Genomic DNA, 14,921 nt, shown 5'->3' on the forward strand with positions numbered 1-14,921 from the left:
TCGCGACAAAAACTCACTTGAGCGACGAGGTGACGTCGTCCACCCGGTGCCCGGAGGGGACTGCCTCGCAGCCCTCCCCGGGCCCGCTCGACTATCCTGATCAGCATGGATGCTCGCATACTCGTGGTCGACGACGACCCCGCGCTCGCCGAGATGATCGGCATCGTGCTGCAGACCGAGGGTTTCGAGCCGATCTTCTGCGCCGACGGCTCCGAAGCGCTCGCCGCGTTCCAGCAGTCGAAGCCCGAACTGGTGCTGCTCGACCTGATGCTGCCCGGGCTCGACGGCATCGAGGTGTGCGCCCAGATCCGGGGGGAGTCGGGGGTACCGATCATCATGCTCACCGCGAAGTCCGACACGATGGATGTGGTGAAGGGGCTCGAGTCCGGCGCCGACGACTACATCGTCAAGCCGTTCAACCCGAAGGAACTGGTGGCGCGCATCCGCACCAGGCTGAGGCAGAACCCCGTGAACGCGCCCACCAGCGGGGTACTCCGGATCGGCGACCTCGAGCTCGACATCGAGGGCCACGAGGTTCGGCGGGGCGCCGGGCGCATCAACCTCACCCCGCTCGAGTTCGACCTGCTCCAGGCGCTCTCCTCCAAACCCCAGCAGGTCTTCACCCGCGAGATGCTGCTCGAGCAGGTCTGGGGCTACCACTACAAGGCCGACACGAGGCTCGTGAATGTGCACGTGCAGCGGCTGCGGGCGAAGGTCGAGGAAGACCCCGACAACCCCCGCATCGTCATGACGGTGCGGGGTGTCGGTTACCGGGCCGGCGCCGTCATCTGACGTGACGGCTCCCTGACGTGACGGCGGCGGATGCCCGGCTGGGCCGGAGCCACATCGGACCCTTCCTCGCGAGGGAGTGGCGCGCCTGGCCGCGTCAGTTGCGGGGCGCCTGGCGGCAGTCGCTGCAGTTCCGCACGATCGTCATCACCATCGGCTTGACGACGGTCGCCCTGCTCGGCGCGGGCATCTACACCTCGGTCAGCATCGGCAACGACCTGTTCCATTCGCGCCTGAACCAGGTGCTCGCCGACTCCAACCAGGCGGCGCAGGCCGCCCAGACCATCTTCGACGCCTCCGATTCCACGTCGGAGACCTCGGTGAGCACACTGCTGAATTCTGCGCAGTCGAAGATCACATCATCCTCGTCGTCGCGCCTCATCGCCATCCTCACCGCGCCGGGCAACGACCAGGGCACCACCTCGTTCCTGCCGTTCGCGAGCCCCGCCCTGAACGCCAAGGGCCTGATCTCCGACTCGCTGAAGGGCGAGGTCACCGGCGGCGACGGAACCCAGACCCAGTACTGGCAGTCCGTGGCGCTGCCGAACAGCACCGGCGGCACCGACCCGGGCATCATCGTGGGTACCCCGCTCACCATCCCGAGCGCCGGCCAGTACCAGCTCTACCTCGGCTACAACCTCGCCGACGCCGGCCAGACCCTCAGCTTCGTGCAGCAGACGCTCTGGATCGCCGGCCTCCTGCTCACCCTTCTGATCGCTGTGGTGGCCTGGGTGATCGTGCGGCTGGTTATCGAGCCGATCCGCATCACGGCCGAGACCAGCGAGCAGCTCGCTGCGGGCCGACTGGAGGTGCGCATCCCCGAGAAGGGTGACGACATCCTCGCCACGCTGGCGCGCTCCTTCAACGGCATGGCCGACAGCATGCAGGGGCAGATCACGCAGCTCGCAGAACTCTCCCAACTGCAGCAGAGATTCGTATCGGATGTCTCGCACGAACTCCGCACGCCCCTGACGACCATCAGACTGGCCGGTGACATGCTCTACGACCAACGCGACACCTTCGAACCGGCGATCGGTCGCACCGCGGAGCTGCTGCACACCCAGACGGTGCGTTTCGAGATGCTGCTCGGCGATCTGCTCGAGATCAGCCGGTTCGACGCCGGATCGGCCGACCTGAACGTCGAATCGACCAACCTCGTGCGCCTGGCAGAGGACGCGGTCGACCAGATGCAGCCGCTGGCCGCCTCGACGGGCTCCGAGATCCGCGTCTTCGCCCCCGGCGGCTACGTGGAGGTCGAACTCGACGCGAGCCGCATCCGGCGCATCCTGACCAACCTGCTCGGCAATGCGATCGAGCACGGCGAAGGCCGGCCGATCGTGGTCTCGGTCGACAGCAACGTGTCGTCCATCGCCGTCGCGGTGCGCGACTACGGCATCGGCATGAGCCCCGAGGAGGCCGAGCGCGTGTTCGAACGGTTCTGGCGGGCGGACCCCTCCCGAAAGCGCACCATCGGTGGCACGGGCCTCGGCCTCGCGATCTCGCTCGAAGACGCAGCCCTCCACCGGGGTGCGCTCGAGGTGTGGTCCGAGAGCGGTGCCGGCAGCTGCTTCCGCCTCACGCTGCCGCGCATCCACGGGCACTCCGCCGGAACGTCGCCGCTTCCGCTGCCGCCCGATGATGCAGGGCACTCGTTCGGGGAGACCCGGTGAGGGCCGGGCGCCTGCGGGTGACAGCGGTGCTGGCGGTGGCCGCCGCCGCCGTTCTCGCGATCTCCGGATGCACGGGCATCCCCGACGCCGGGGGAGTGCACGCCCAGCCCGCGAGTTCGGCACCCGACGACATCGACGTGATCCTGCTTCCGCCGGGGCCGGTGCCGGATGCGAACCAGACGCAGATACTGAACGGCTTCCTGCAGGCCGCGGCGAGCCCCCAGAACGACTACGCGGTCGCCCGGAGTTTTCTGTCCACGGGCTTCGAGAAGCAGTGGGATCCGAACGCGGGCGTTCTGATCGACGCGGGCCAACTCTCCTTCACCACCCAGTCCGACACCGCGATGAGCGTCAGCGTCACTCCGCAGGCCGAGGTGGACGGCATGGGGGACTACGTCGAGAACTCGTCGACCGCCGCCGTCACCATCCCGTTCCAGTTCACCCAGGAGAACGGCCAGTGGCGCATCAACCTGGCCAACCCGGGCATCATCCTCGAACAGACACGGTTCAACCAGGTGTTCAGTTCGCACTCCCTCTATTTCTACGATCCGACGTACACCTACCTGGTTCCGGATGTGCGGTGGTTCCCCAAAGACGAGACGACCGGCACGCGCGTGGTGAAGGCCCTCCTCGCGGGCCCGACGCCGTGGCTCGGGCAGGGCGCTATCGTCACCGCCTTCCCGGACGGCACTGAGACGTCGTCGGTTGTGGTGTCGTCGGGCAAGGCGAACGTCGACCTGTCGAACCAGGTGCTCACCCAGACGCCGGAGGCGCAGCAGCGGATGCAGGCGCAGCTCGACGCCTCGCTCGGGTCGGTGGCGTCTGTCGCCGCGGTCGCGATCACTGTGAACCAGGCCCTGCTCACCATTCCCGCGGGCGTGGCGCCGGTGTTCGCGCCACGGGTCGATTCGAAGGCGCTCGTGCTGCAGTCGGGAGCCTTCGGCTACCTCAGCAGCAGCGCGCTCGTGCCGATCCCGACAGTGAGCGACAAGGTGCAGGCGCTCGCCCCTCTCTCTGTGACCTCGTCGTCGAAGGTGCTGGCGGTCGGTACCACGACTGGCGTGTTCGCCGTGCAGTCGGGCGACAACCAGCCGGTGCTGGTCGACAGTCGGCCGGGGCTGCTGGCGCCGACGCTCGACCCGTCCGGTTACGTGTGGACCGTTCCCGCCGGCACACCGGAGGCGGTGCAGGCCTACGGCAGTGACGGTTCCGTGCATCCGGTGGCGGTCGACTGGGATGGAGCCTCCTCCATCGTGTCGCTGGATGTCTCCCGCGACGGCACGCGGGCGCTGGCGTTCACCCTCACCGACGGCGTGCCACGGCTGATCGTGGCCGCGATCATCCGCAACTCGTCCGGTGCGCCCGAGAGGCTGGGCGATCCGGTGACTCTCGCGTCGGGCTCAGGAACACCCCTCGACGCAACCTGGGTCGACTCGTCGAACGTCGCGTCGCTCACCGTGACGTCCGGCGGTGACGACCGGGTGGTTCTGCAGGAGATCGGCGGTATGAGCTCGCCGCTCGGCATTCCGACGAACGGTGCTTCACTCGCGGGGTCGAACGACGTGACCGGGCTCTGGCTGCTGACCTCGACGGGTGAGCTGCAGCAGCAGCGCGGAAGTGGCTGGCAGACCACGGCGAAGTCGGTCTCGCTCCTCGCCACGCAGACCTGATCCGTGGCGCTTTGCGTCTCCTCCACAGGCGCGGGCCAGGGGGCGTTCTCCACTGATCGCGCGGATGCTCGTTTCCCTCGCCGGTGCGAGCGGAAGAGTGGGGGCCATGAACCCCCACACATTCCCCTTCCTGGAGACCACCGTCGGCCGGGCGCTCGCAGCAGCCGTCGCGGTGATCCTGCCGACCGAGTGCGTCGGGTGCGGCGCACGTGACCGCGCGCTCTGCGCGGTGTGCAGCGAGACGATCGGGGCGTCGCCGCCACCCTCGGCGGCCCCGTCACCCGCATCGGCTTGGCAATCCTCGCCCGGCGCCCGGTCGTGCGAGCTCGTCATCGAGGCGCTTCAGGAGCCGCCTCTCCGGGTGTGGGCGGGCGTGCCGTACGGCACCGTGGTGAGTTCGGCGCTCTCGGCTTTCAAGGAGGCAGGGCGTACCGATGCGGCCCGTCCGCTGGCCCGGGTGCTCGAGTCGTCGATTCTGGATGCGCGAACCGACCTCGAGGGCCGGCTGCCCCCGGGCGCGGTGCTCGAACTCACGGTCGCGCCGTCGTCCCGCGCCGCGTTCCGTCGGCGTGGCTACCACCCGGTGGAGCTCCTCGCGGTGCGGGCGCGCGGAGCGCTCCCAATTGCGCGGACGCTCCGGGTCGCCCGGCCTGTCGCCGACCAGGCCGGACTCGGCAGAGAGGCGCGGAGGGCGAATCTCAACGGATCCCTGGAGGTTCGGAGCAAGCTCTCAGGGGCGCTCGACGGGCGCCATTTCCTGGTCGTCGACGATGTCACCACGACCGGTTCCACGCTCGTGGAATGCCGCAGGGCGCTGGAATCAGTGGGCGCGACGGTGTGGGGTGCGGCGACGCTCGCCTACACGCCGAAGCACCACGGAGCATCCACCGTGCGTCCGGTGGGCGAACGGGAGGGGCAGATGGGATGAACGGATGACACGGGGTGCTGAAGACGACTACGGTGGGGGAAAAGGCGCGGAAGAACTCGCTTTGGTCCCAGGGCGGCACGTCTTTTTGAGACTAGGAGATTGCCATGGAGATCAACATCACGGGCCGAAACCTAGGGATCACCGATCGATTCCGGAGCTACGCGACCGAGAAGGCCGACAAGGTCTCACACCTCGCCGATCGGGCACTCGCCCTCGAGATCAAGGTGTGCCGGCACAGTTCTGCGAACACCTCCGGTGGAGACGACCGGGTCGAGCTCACCCTCATCGGGCCCGGGCCGATCGTCCGGGCGGAGAGTGCGGGCAGCGACAAATACGTGGCCTTCGATCTCGCGATCGCCAAGCTCCTCGAACGGATCCGACGCGCGAAGGACCGCAAGAAGGTGCACCGTGGACAGCACCGGCCGGTCTCGCTCCGAGAGGCGTCGATCACCGACTTCAATCTCACCGACCTGAAACCTGCCGAAGCCGAGGTGCTCGCCCAGGTGAGCACCGGAGCCGTGCAGACGGTGCCGGCCGCGGTCGGCACGGCAGAGTCCGAGTCGGTGGATCCGGCCGAGGAGGCCTGGTCGCCGGTCGTCATCCGCACGAAGGTCTTCGCGGCGGCCCCCATGACGGTCGACGACGCGCTCTACCTGATGGAGCTCGTCGGTCACGACTTCTACCTCTTCGTCGACTCCGAATCCGGAAGGCCGAGTGTGGTCTACCGCCGGAAGGGCTGGGACTACGGAGTGATCGGGCTCGACGACAGCGCGTCGGCGCTGCTCGTGGATGCCCGGCAGGCTGAAGGAGTTCTCGCCTAGGGAGTTCTCCCGCAGTATGGGAGATGAACCGGGGGTGCGGCGCTGAGGCGCCGCACCCCCGGCGTTCGTTATACAGACCCTCAGGTACGACAACTAGTATTGCTATGATTACCGGCTGGATCATGGCTGGTTCGGTAGGAGATTCAACGTGGCTTCAGTTTTGGAAAAGGTCCTTCGTGTCGGCGAGGGCCGGGTGCTTCGGCGCCTCGAGAACTACGCGAAGGCGATCAACGCCCTCGAAGAGGACTTCACGCACCTCACAGACGAGGAGCTGAAAGACGAGACGCCGAGGCTCCGCGAGCGTTTCCAAGACGGCGAGAGCCTCGACCACCTCCTTCCGGAGGCATTCGCCGCTGTGCGCGAGGCCTCGAGGCGAACCCTGGGCCTCCGGCACTTCGACGTTCAGCTCATGGGTGGCGCGGCCCTTCACCTCGGCAACATCGCCGAGATGAAGACCGGTGAGGGCAAGACGCTCGTCGCCACGCTTCCGGCCTACCTGAACGCGATCGCCGGCAAGGGCGTGCACATCGTCACGGTGAACGACTACCTCGCCAACTACCAGAGCGAACTGATGGGCCGCGTCTTCCGTGCCCTGGGCATGACGACAGGCGTCATCCTCTCGGGACAGACCCCGCCCGAACGCCGCGACCAGTACGCAGCCGACATCACCTACGGCACCAACAACGAGTTCGGTTTCGACTACCTGCGAGACAACATGGCGTGGCAGGCGAGCGACATGGTGCAGCGGGGCCACAACTTCGCGATCGTCGACGAGGTCGACAGCATCCTGATCGACGAGGCGCGCACGCCGCTGATCATCTCCGGGCCCGCCTCGGGGGAGGCGAACCGCTGGTTCACCGAGTTCGCATCGATCTCGACCCGCCTCACGGCCGGCGACGATTACGAGGTCGACGAGAAGAAGCGCACCGTGGGCATCCTCGAGCCCGGTATCGAGAAGGTCGAGGACTACCTCGGTATCGACAACCTGTACGAATCCGCCAACACGCCCCTGATCTCGTTCCTCAACAACTCGTTGAAGGCGTCGGCCCTGTTCAAGAAGGACAAGGACTATGTCGTCATGAACGGCGAGGTGCTGATCGTCGACGAGCACACCGGTCGCATCCTGGCCGGGCGCCGCTACAACGAGGGCATCCACCAGGCGATCGAAGCCAAGGAGGGCGTGGTCGTCAAGGCCGAGAACCAGACGCTCGCCACGGTGACTCTGCAGAACTACTTCCGTCTCTACGACAAGCTCGCGGGCATGACCGGTACGGCCGAAACTGAGGCCGCCGAGTTCATGAGCACCTACAAGCTCGGCGTCGTCGCCATCCCGACGAACCGCCCGATGCAGCGGAAGGACCAGTCCGACCTGGTCTACAAGAACGAGCAGGCCAAGTTCGAGCAGGTCGTCGAGGACATCGTCGAACGTCACGCGACCGGCCAGCCTGTGCTGGTCGGAACGACGAGCGTCGAGAAGAGCGAGTACCTCTCGCGCCTCCTGGCCAAGAAGGGCGTGCGGCACGAGGTGCTGAACGCCAAGAACCACGCGAGGGAAGCCGCGATCATCGCCCAGGCCGGTCGGCTCGGCGCGGTCACCGTGGCCACGAACATGGCAGGGCGCGGCACCGACATCATGCTCGGTGGCAACACCGAGTTCCTGGCCGTGACGGAGATGAACTCCCGGGGCCTCAGCCCGGTCGACACCCCCGACGAGTACGAGGCCGCGTGGGACGACGTCTTCGCCGAGGTCAAGTCGGGCGTCGAGGAGGAGGCCGAGAAGGTCGTCGAGGCCGGCGGTCTCTATGTGCTCGGCACCGAGCGTCACGAGTCGCGCCGCATCGACAACCAGCTGCGCGGTCGGAGCGGTCGCCAGGGCGACCCGGGCGAGAGCCGGTTCTACCTCTCGCTGACCGACGACCTCATGCGCCTGTTCAACGCCGGAGCCGCAGAGAGCCTGATGGGTCGGGGCAACGTGCCCGACGACCTGGCGATCGAGTCGAAGGTGGTTTCGCGCGCCATCCGCAGCGCCCAGTCGCAGGTCGAGGGCCGGAACGCCGAGATCCGCAAGAACGTGCTGAAGTACGACGACGTTCTGAATCGGCAGCGCGAGGCCATCTACGGCGACCGCCGCCACATCCTCGAGGGTGACGACCTGCACGAGCGTGCGCAGAAGTTCCTGAAGGACGTCGTCGAAGACGTGCTCGAGACCCACGCGGGCGAGGGCAACGGCGACGACTGGGACTTCGACGCCATGTGGACCGAGCTCAAGACGCTCTACCCGGTGTCGATCTCGATCGACGAGGTCGTGGCAGAAGCCGGCAGCCGTGGCAAGATCAGCCGGGAGTTCGTCGGCAGGGAGATCCTGTCCGATGCGCAGATCGCCTACCAGAACCGCGAGGCGACGCTCGGCGAGGCCGCGATGCGCGAGCTCGAGCGACGCGTGGTGCTCACCGTCATCGACCGCCGCTGGCGAGACCACCTCTACGAGATGGACTACCTCAAAGACGGAATCGGCCTGCGGGCGATGGCGCAGCGTGATCCGCTCGTCGAGTACCAGCGCGAGGGCTTTGCGCTCTTCCAGCAGATGATGGGCCAGATCCGCGAGGAGGCCGTGGGCTTCCTGTTCAACCTCGAGGTCGAGGTGAACACACCGGCGGGCTCCGTGGATGCGCCGAGTGTGCAGGCCAAGGGTCTCGAGAGCGGCAACGCCAGCGTGGAGCAGCTCAGCTACACGGCGCCGAGCGACTCGGGCGGAGTCGAGGTGCGCAACCAGCGCGGGCAGCTCGAGCAGGCCGCAACGGCCCTGGCCCAGCGCGCAGAGGCCGAGGGCAACCCGCTCGCGCCCGGGTCGACGCCAGTGCCTCCTGCGGCGAAGAACCCGCCTCGTGGCCAGGCTCCGCGGAGCCAGCCCACCACCACCGGAGCCTTCGGCCAGAAGGCGCCGGTCGGCGCGCCCCCCGCGGCAAACCGTGCCGAGCGTCGAGGCCAGGGCAAGAAGAAGTAGCGACCTGCCCGAACACCAGCGACAGAGCCCCGCCGCGCACATGCGCGGGCGGGGCTCTGTCGCTCCGGGCGTGTCAAGACCCGCAGCTCAGAGCACGTTGATCGCGCTCGCCCGCCACCTCGTCTCCAACCGTTCGAGGCGGAGCGCGACGGCTCGAGTCCTCGCCTTGCCGTGAACGATGACCACCCCCTCGATGACGCCGGGCACCGGCTCGCTGTGCACCGTTCTGCCGATCGTGAAGGTCGGCCTGATCAGCCGCTCGCCCTTCACCTGCCGCGCCCGGGCGGAGAGCACCACGCGCTGCATCAGATGGTGGTACACATCTTCGGAGACCCAGCGGGCGACCTGGTCGAGGTCGCGCACCCCCGCCAGCACCTCCAGGACGCACAGTGTCAGGCTCTCGAGGATGCTCTGCGCCTCGGTGAACGGCTGATCGGTGTCGAGGATGTCGACGACTGCGGGGAACGAAATCATGGTGTGCGGCTCCAGTGGATTTGGCCGAACGGCACACGACAGCTGGGTCTGCTGGCGGGAACCGCGACGACTGAACATTTATCAGGTTCGGGTGTTGTCATGAAAGCAGGGGAACCCACAGGTGTCCAGAGCGGCCTCTGCTCTGTGGAAAGAAAGCGCTGAGGCTCGACCCTGTGGAGGACGCGCGACGTCGCAGAGCACCCAGCCGGGGAGCCGTAGGCTAGGGGCGTGTCAACATTGAGCGATCTCGTCCTCGCGCAGGGCAATTCCACCGAAGCCGACGTCGAGTGGCTTCATCTGCTCGTCGGTGACTGGCAGCTTCTCGCCGACCTGGCCTTCGCGGACATCGTGCTGTGGGTTCCGTCGAAGGACGGCAGCTTCGTCGCGGTGGCGCATGCACGGCCATCCAGCTCGGCGACTCTCTTCTATCGCGACTTCGTCGGCCAGGCCGTCAAAGCCGAATGGCGGAAACAGGTCACCGACGCCTTCGAGAGCGCCCAGATCGTCGACACCGCGGCTCCCGACTGGTACGAGGAGACGCCGACCCGCGTGCGGGCCGTGCCGGTGCTCCGGCGGCTGTCCCACACCGAGATGAAGACGACAGACAACCCGATCGCGGTCGTCACGCGGCACACGAACCTCAGCGAGGCGCGAACGCCGAGCCGCCAGGAGCTCACCTTCAACGAGTGCGCCAACGATCTCTTCGCGATGATCGCTGCGGGGGACTTCCCCGACCTCGGTGCACCCACAGGTCCACGCAGGGGTGCGCCCCGGGCATCCGACGGCCTCATCCGGCTGGACGCGGACGGCATGGTGACCTTCGCGAGCCCCAACGGTCTGTCGGCGTTCAACCGCATGGGCTACAGCGAAGAACTCGAGGGCCAGTCGCTGGCCGAGGTGACGACGATCCTCCTGAACGGCACACTGGTCGTCGATGAGTCGCTTCCGCTCGTGGTCACGGGCCGGGCGCCCTGGCGCACAGACATCGACGCGAAGGGCGTGACCGTGTCTCTCCGCGCGATCCCTCTCCGCACCCGCGGCCAGCGGTTCGGCGCGATCGTGCTGTGCCGCGACGTCACCGAGCTGCGCCACGACGAGCGTGAGCTGATCACGAAGGATGCGACCATCCGGGAGATCCACCACCGGGTGAAGAACAACCTCCAGACGGTCGCGTCGCTCCTGCGCATCCAGGCCCGTCGCACCCACTCCGACGACGCGAAGGATGCCCTCTCGCAGGCCATGCGCCGCGTCGCCGCCATCGCGGTCGTGCACGACACGCTCTCGGAGGGTCTCAGCCAGAAGGTCGACTTCGACGTGGTCTTCGAGCGTGTGCTCATGCTCGTCACCGAGGTCGCCTCGGCCCACAACACCACCGTGCATCCGAAGTTCAGCGGCAGCTTCGGCGTGCTGCCGAGTGAGTACGCGACTCCGCTCGCGCTGGCTCTCACGGAACTCGTGACCAACGCGGTCGAACATGGGCTCGCCGGCCAGGAGGGTCAGGTCGAGATCGTCGCCTCACGGTCGGAGGAGACGCTCACCGTCGAGGTGCGGGACACCGGATCCGGTCTGCCGGAGGGCAAGGTCGGTTCGGGGCTCGGCACCCAGATCGTGCGCACCCTCATCCAGGGCGAACTGGGCGGGATCATCGACTGGCACACCATGGTGGGCAGCGGAACAGTCGTGACGATCGAGATCCCGTTCCGCTGGCTGAAGAAGCGCTGAAACCCTCCACCCGCCGACTGTGACCGGGCGGAGGGAGGGTTCCGGAGGCTGACCGGGGTTCAGCCTTTTGTCGTGAGACCTAGGAGGCGCGGCGTGCGCGGGCGGCGCGGCGCTTCAGAGCGCGGCGCTCGTCTTCGCTGAGGCCACCCCAGACGCCGGAGTCCTGGCCGGTCTCGAGTGCGTACTGCAGGCAGACCTCGGTGACGGTGCATCGGGCGCAGACGGCTTTCGCCTTGTCGATCTGGTCGACTGCCGGGCCGGTATTGCCGACGGGGAAGAAGAGCTCGGGGTCTGCAGTCAGGCATGCGGCCTTGTCGCGCCAATCCATGCGGGGTACTCCTTTGGGGTAATGCGTATGCCTCGGTCGATCGACCTAAGATTCGGGTTCAGACGACGAGCAGCGGGAGAAGACGCGAACTGTGGGTGAACCACGGCACGTCAAGACCAGCATCGGGTGCATAGGGATTACTCTCACGTCGCACCCCCACGACATTGTGAGCAACAATCGACCTCAAATATGGTCGCATACTGGTAGAGGCAAATCAAGGATTTTCTGGGTTGTGGAGATATGAGCGATCAGTCAGACGTGCGCGGAGCGGGATCTGACGAGCATCCGGAAGCCCCGTTCAGGCGGCCCGTGCTGCTTGTGCTACTCGCCGTGCTTCTGCTCGTGGAGGCCCTCGCGGTGCTCGCAATCGGTGCCTGGTTGATCGCCGAACTCGGTCTCTCCGAGCCCGCGTCGTATGCCACCGCGATCGCCCTCGTCGTGCTGGTGCTGGCGGCGGGCGTCTGGGTGCTCTCCATCGCGATCGGGGTCTACCGGCTGAGGCCGTGGACGCGCGGCGCGGCGCTGACCTGGCAGATCCTGCAGGTGATTGTGGCGATCTGCATCTTCCAGGGGCTGTTCGCCGAACCGGTCGACGGATGGCCGTTGCTGGTGGTCTCGCTTCTCGGCGTCGCCCTGCTGCTGTCGCCCTCGGTGGTTGCAGCCACCCGCCGCCAGGATTAGGCGTCGATCTTCAGCTTCTTACGGAGCGACGCGACATGGCCGGTCGCCTTCACGTTGTAGAGCGGCAGGCTGACGGCACCGTTCTCGTCGACCACGAACGTCGAACGCAGCACCCCCGTGACGGTCTTGCCGTAGAGCGACTTCTCGCCGTACGCCGCATACGCCTTGTGCACAGCGAGGTCGGGGTCGGAGAGCAGCGGGAAGTTGAGGCCCTGCGCCTCAGCGAAACCCTTGAGCACAGCGGGGGAGTCCTTCGAGATTCCGAGCACCTGGTATCCGGCGCCCTTCAGCGAGTTGATGTTGTCGCGGAAGTCGCAGGCTTCCGTTGTGCACCCCGGCGTGTTGGCGGCCGGGTAGAAGTAGACGACGACCTTCTGGCCGCGGAGACCGGAGAGCGAGACATCCGCCCCGTTCTCGTCGGGCAGCGTGAAGTCGGGAGCCTCGAGGCCGGCGGTCAGTCGTTCGGAAGTGTCGCTCACGGTGCGTCTCTTTCGTGGTCGTGGGGTCCCGTTCGCGGGCCCGCCAGACTCATGCTAGTGTTTGTCCTCGGTCGGGTTCACATCGGCCGGCCATGCACCTCTAGCTCAATTGGCAGAGCAACTGACTCTTAATCAGTGGGTTCCGGGTTCAAGTCCCGGGGGGTGCACCATGAGCGTGGAAAACGCGCACACTCAGACTGTGCCAAGTGTGCACGAGCAGCTAAGCTGAGTTCATGTCGATCACACACCTGACGATCACTCCCGAGGACGTGCGCACGAGCACGTCGGAATCGGGTCTGCGCCCAGCCTGGTTGGAAGAGGTTGCGGCCTACGTTCAGCAGGCCGCAGCCGATGGTGCCACGGTGACGCTGACGTCGAAGCAACGGATGCTGACGCCCGAACAGGTAGCCGACGCGATGGGGGTCTCCCGCTCGACAATCTCCCGCAAGATTAAGGCGGGCGAGATCCAAGCGGTGAAAGTCGGCAATCGCAACCGAGTGCCGTACGAAGAGTTCGAGCGGTTCTGGGGCAAGACGATGGGCGCCATGGGCTCTGCGCCAACTGCGGCGGTGCTCGCAAGCCCGCATAGCTCATAGTGCCAGGCGCTGGCTCAGCACACTCCCTGTTCGAGAGATCGACACCCCGACACACGGGACAGACGCGCCAGTGCGGGATGATCGTCTTATAGTGGGAGAGCTGCCGCCAAGTATGCACACCCCGACGGTCAAAGGAGACCGCAATGACACAGACCGAGATCCTTCGAGCGACCGATCCTCACGCAGGCCTCAAGCGGGCCGTCACCGTGGGCGGGTTGTCCCTTCTCAGCACCGTCACGGCGATTCTCGTTGTCGTAGCCTTCGTGCACTGAGATACGGTGTTCTCATGAATGAGAGCGCTTCCACAGATATCCCCGTGACCGCCGGCGACGCCGACTACCGGGACGGCGGGCTGCGGTTCCCCGCGGACTTCACCTTCGGTTCGGCAACGGCGTCGTACCAGATCGAGGGTGCCTTCGACGAAGACGGGCGCGGCCCGTCCATCTGGGACACCTTCAGCAAGACCCCCGGCAAGGTCTTCAACGGGGACACCGGCGACGTCGCCGACGACCACTACCACCGGCTCGACGAAGACCTCGACCTGATGGCATCGCTGAACCTGCAGGCCTACCGGTTCTCGATCGCGTGGCCACGGATCCAGCCCACCGGGCGCGGGCCGGCGAACCAGGCCGGCCTCGACTTCTACGGCCGGCTCATCGACGGTCTGCTCGCCCGCGGGATCAAGCCCGTGGCGACGCTCTACCACTGGGACCTGCCGCAAGCCCTCGAGGACGAGGGCGGCTGGCTCTCGCGATCCACGTCCGAGGCGTTCGCCGACTACGCACGCATCGTGGGCGAAGCGTTCGGTGACCGCGTGCACACCTGGACGACCATGAACGAGCCGTGGTGCTCGGCATATCTCGGCTACGGATCCGGCGCCCACGCCCCGGGGATCATGTCCGCAGAGGGCGCCCTGAAGGCCGTTCACCACCTGAATCTCGGCCACGGGCTGGCGGTGCTGGCGCTCCGCGAGGTCGTCACGAACGATCCGCAGTTCTCGATCACCCTGAACCTGCACAGCATCCGCGGCCACGGCCCCACCGGCGCGGAGGCGGCGCGCCAGATCAGCGCCCTCGCGAACCGCGCCTTCACCGGACCGCTCCTGAAGGGTGCCTACCCCGACGACCTGCTCGACGACACGAAGGACGTCACCGACTGGTCGTTCGTCAAGGACGGCGACCTTCCGGTCATCAACCAGCCGATCGATGTGCTGGGCGTCAACTACTACTCGACCGTGACCGTCACGGTGTGGGACGGTGTGAGCCCCCGCGAGAGTGCCGACGGTCACCAGAACGTGGGCGGTTCGCCTTGGCCGGGTGCCGAGCGCGTCGAATTCCTGGTGCAGCCCGGGCCGTACACCGAGATGGGCTGGAACATCGACCCGTCGGGCCTCCTCGACCTGCTGACGTCTCTCCGCGACGAGTTCCCGGACCAGGCGCTCATGATCACCGAGAACGGGGCGGCCTTCGCCGACACGGTGACGGATGGCGCAGTGCACGACGATCTGCGGATCGACTACCTCCGCCGGCACGTCACCGCGGCGCACCGGGCGATCGAAGCGGGAGTCGACCTGCGGGGCTACTTCGTCTGGTCGCTGATGGACAACTTCGAGTGGAGCCTCGGCTACTCCAAGCGGTTCGGCATCGTTCGCGTCGACTACGACACGCTCGAGCGGCTGCCGAAGGACAGCGCGCACTGGTACGCGGCTTTAGCGGGCACCAACGTCATTCCCGCGTGACGCGCAGGTAAATTCCCCGGC

14 protein-coding genes and 1 tRNA gene are annotated in these 14,921 nt (G+C 66.9%); 12 read left to right on the forward strand and 3 right to left on the reverse strand.

Annotated elements, in window-relative coordinates; genetic code table 11:
* Positions 1 to 105: 105 nt before the first annotated feature.
* From mtrA to secA, 6 genes are all read left to right on the forward strand, one after another.
* A complete protein-coding gene (gene mtrA, locus B7R22_RS03595) occupies positions 106 to 792 on the forward strand; it encodes an MtrAB system response regulator MtrA (protein ID WP_116410429.1) in 687 nt (228 codons plus the stop codon).
* Positions 793 to 809: 17 nt separating this feature from the next.
* Positions 810 to 2,459 (forward strand): MtrAB system histidine kinase MtrB, encoded by a 1,650-nt coding sequence (gene mtrB, locus B7R22_RS03600; protein ID WP_253258858.1) that lies wholly within the window; start codon positions 810 to 812, stop codon positions 2,457 to 2,459.
* Positions 2,456 to 4,129, forward strand: coding sequence for an LpqB family beta-propeller domain-containing protein (locus B7R22_RS03605; RefSeq protein WP_147305284.1), 1,674 nt, complete (start codon positions 2,456 to 2,458; stop codon positions 4,127 to 4,129). Before mtrB ends, B7R22_RS03605 begins: the two co-directional genes overlap by 4 nt.
* 106 nt (positions 4,130 to 4,235) lie before the next feature.
* A complete protein-coding gene (locus B7R22_RS03610) occupies positions 4,236 to 5,057 on the forward strand; it encodes a ComF family protein (RefSeq protein ID WP_172582186.1) in 822 nt (273 codons plus the stop codon).
* A gap of 104 nt (positions 5,058 to 5,161) precedes the next feature.
* Complete coding sequence (gene hpf, locus B7R22_RS03615; protein ID WP_116410432.1) at positions 5,162 to 5,878, forward strand: ribosome hibernation-promoting factor, HPF/YfiA family; 717 nt, start codon at positions 5,162 to 5,164, stop codon at positions 5,876 to 5,878.
* Between the two features lie 148 nt (positions 5,879 to 6,026).
* Positions 6,027 to 8,882, forward strand: a complete 2,856-nt coding sequence (secA, locus tag B7R22_RS03620; RefSeq protein ID WP_116410433.1) for a preprotein translocase subunit SecA — start codon at positions 6,027 to 6,029, stop codon at positions 8,880 to 8,882.
* 87 nt (positions 8,883 to 8,969) lie between these two features.
* On the opposite strand, the gene B7R22_RS03625 is transcribed toward secA, so the two are convergent.
* Positions 8,970 to 9,356, reverse strand: coding sequence for an Rv3235 family protein (locus B7R22_RS03625; protein WP_116410434.1), 387 nt, complete (start codon positions 9,354 to 9,356; stop codon positions 8,970 to 8,972).
* 228 nt (positions 9,357 to 9,584) lie between these two features.
* Here B7R22_RS03625 and B7R22_RS03630 point away from each other — a divergent pair, with 228 nt between their 5' ends.
* Entirely contained in the window at positions 9,585 to 11,078 is a 1,494-nt protein-coding gene (locus tag B7R22_RS03630; protein ID WP_116410435.1) for a sensor histidine kinase, read from the forward strand.
* A gap of 79 nt (positions 11,079 to 11,157) precedes the next feature.
* Here the strand turns inward: B7R22_RS03630 and B7R22_RS03635 are convergent, their stop codons facing one another.
* A complete protein-coding gene (locus B7R22_RS03635; protein WP_055808652.1) occupies positions 11,158 to 11,406 on the reverse strand; it encodes a WhiB family transcriptional regulator in 249 nt (82 codons plus the stop codon).
* A 240-nt stretch (positions 11,407 to 11,646) separates the two neighbouring features.
* Between B7R22_RS03635 and B7R22_RS03640 the strand changes: the two genes are divergently transcribed.
* Positions 11,647 to 12,087 carry a hypothetical protein gene (locus tag B7R22_RS03640; RefSeq protein ID WP_116410436.1) on the forward strand — a complete coding sequence of 147 codons (441 nt, stop codon included), beginning with the start codon at positions 11,647 to 11,649 and terminating at the stop codon, positions 12,085 to 12,087.
* On the opposite strand, the gene bcp is transcribed toward B7R22_RS03640, so the two are convergent.
* Entirely contained in the window at positions 12,084 to 12,566 is a 483-nt protein-coding gene (gene bcp / locus B7R22_RS03645; protein ID WP_116410437.1) for a thioredoxin-dependent thiol peroxidase, read from the reverse strand. The genes B7R22_RS03640 and bcp overlap by 4 nt on opposite strands.
* Positions 12,567 to 12,660: 94 nt before the next feature.
* Between bcp and B7R22_RS03650 the strand changes: the two genes are divergently transcribed.
* From B7R22_RS03650 to B7R22_RS03660, 4 genes are all read left to right on the forward strand, one after another.
* A tRNA-Lys gene (locus B7R22_RS03650) sits at positions 12,661 to 12,736 on the forward strand.
* 63 nt (positions 12,737 to 12,799) lie between these two features.
* Positions 12,800 to 13,162: a helix-turn-helix domain-containing protein gene (locus tag B7R22_RS03655; RefSeq protein WP_116410438.1), complete on the forward strand. Its 363-nt coding sequence runs from the start codon at positions 12,800 to 12,802 to the stop codon at positions 13,160 to 13,162.
* A gap of 143 nt (positions 13,163 to 13,305) precedes the next feature.
* On the forward strand, positions 13,306 to 13,434 hold the full coding sequence (locus B7R22_RS20045; protein ID WP_301182550.1) for a hypothetical protein: 129 nt from the start codon (positions 13,306 to 13,308) through the stop codon (positions 13,432 to 13,434).
* 14 nt (positions 13,435 to 13,448) lie between these two features.
* On the forward strand, positions 13,449 to 14,900 hold the full coding sequence (locus B7R22_RS03660) for a GH1 family beta-glucosidase (protein ID WP_116410439.1): 1,452 nt from the start codon (positions 13,449 to 13,451) through the stop codon (positions 14,898 to 14,900).
* Positions 14,901 to 14,921: the final 21 nt, after the last annotated feature.

The sequence above is a fragment of the Subtercola boreus genome, from assembly GCF_003399635.1.
Lineage (GTDB): Bacteria > Actinomycetota > Actinomycetes > Actinomycetales > Microbacteriaceae > Subtercola > Subtercola boreus_B.

Bases quoted from the DNA above. Each gene is read 5' to 3' on its own strand.
- mtrA (WP_116410429.1), top strand. From the start codon at position 106: ATGGATGCTCGCATACTCGTGGTCGACGACGACCCCGCGCTCGCCGAG.
- B7R22_RS03640 (WP_116410436.1), top strand. From the start codon at position 11,647: ATGAGCGATCAGTCAGACGTGCGCGGAGCGGGATCTGACGAGCATCCG.
- B7R22_RS20045 (WP_301182550.1), top strand. From the start codon at position 13,306: ATGACACAGACCGAGATCCTTCGAGCGACCGATCCTCACGCAGGCCTC.
- B7R22_RS03655 (WP_116410438.1), top strand. From the start codon at position 12,800: ATGTCGATCACACACCTGACGATCACTCCCGAGGACGTGCGCACGAGC.
- B7R22_RS03610 (WP_172582186.1), top strand. From the start codon at position 4,236: ATGAACCCCCACACATTCCCCTTCCTGGAGACCACCGTCGGCCGGGCG.
- hpf (WP_116410432.1), top strand. From the start codon at position 5,162: ATGGAGATCAACATCACGGGCCGAAACCTAGGGATCACCGATCGATTC.
- B7R22_RS03625 (WP_116410434.1), bottom strand. From the start codon at position 9,356: ATGATTTCGTTCCCCGCAGTCGTCGACATCCTCGACACCGATCAGCCG.
- B7R22_RS03660 (WP_116410439.1), top strand. From the start codon at position 13,449: ATGAATGAGAGCGCTTCCACAGATATCCCCGTGACCGCCGGCGACGCC.
- B7R22_RS03635 (WP_055808652.1), bottom strand. From the start codon at position 11,406: ATGGATTGGCGCGACAAGGCCGCATGCCTGACTGCAGACCCCGAGCTC.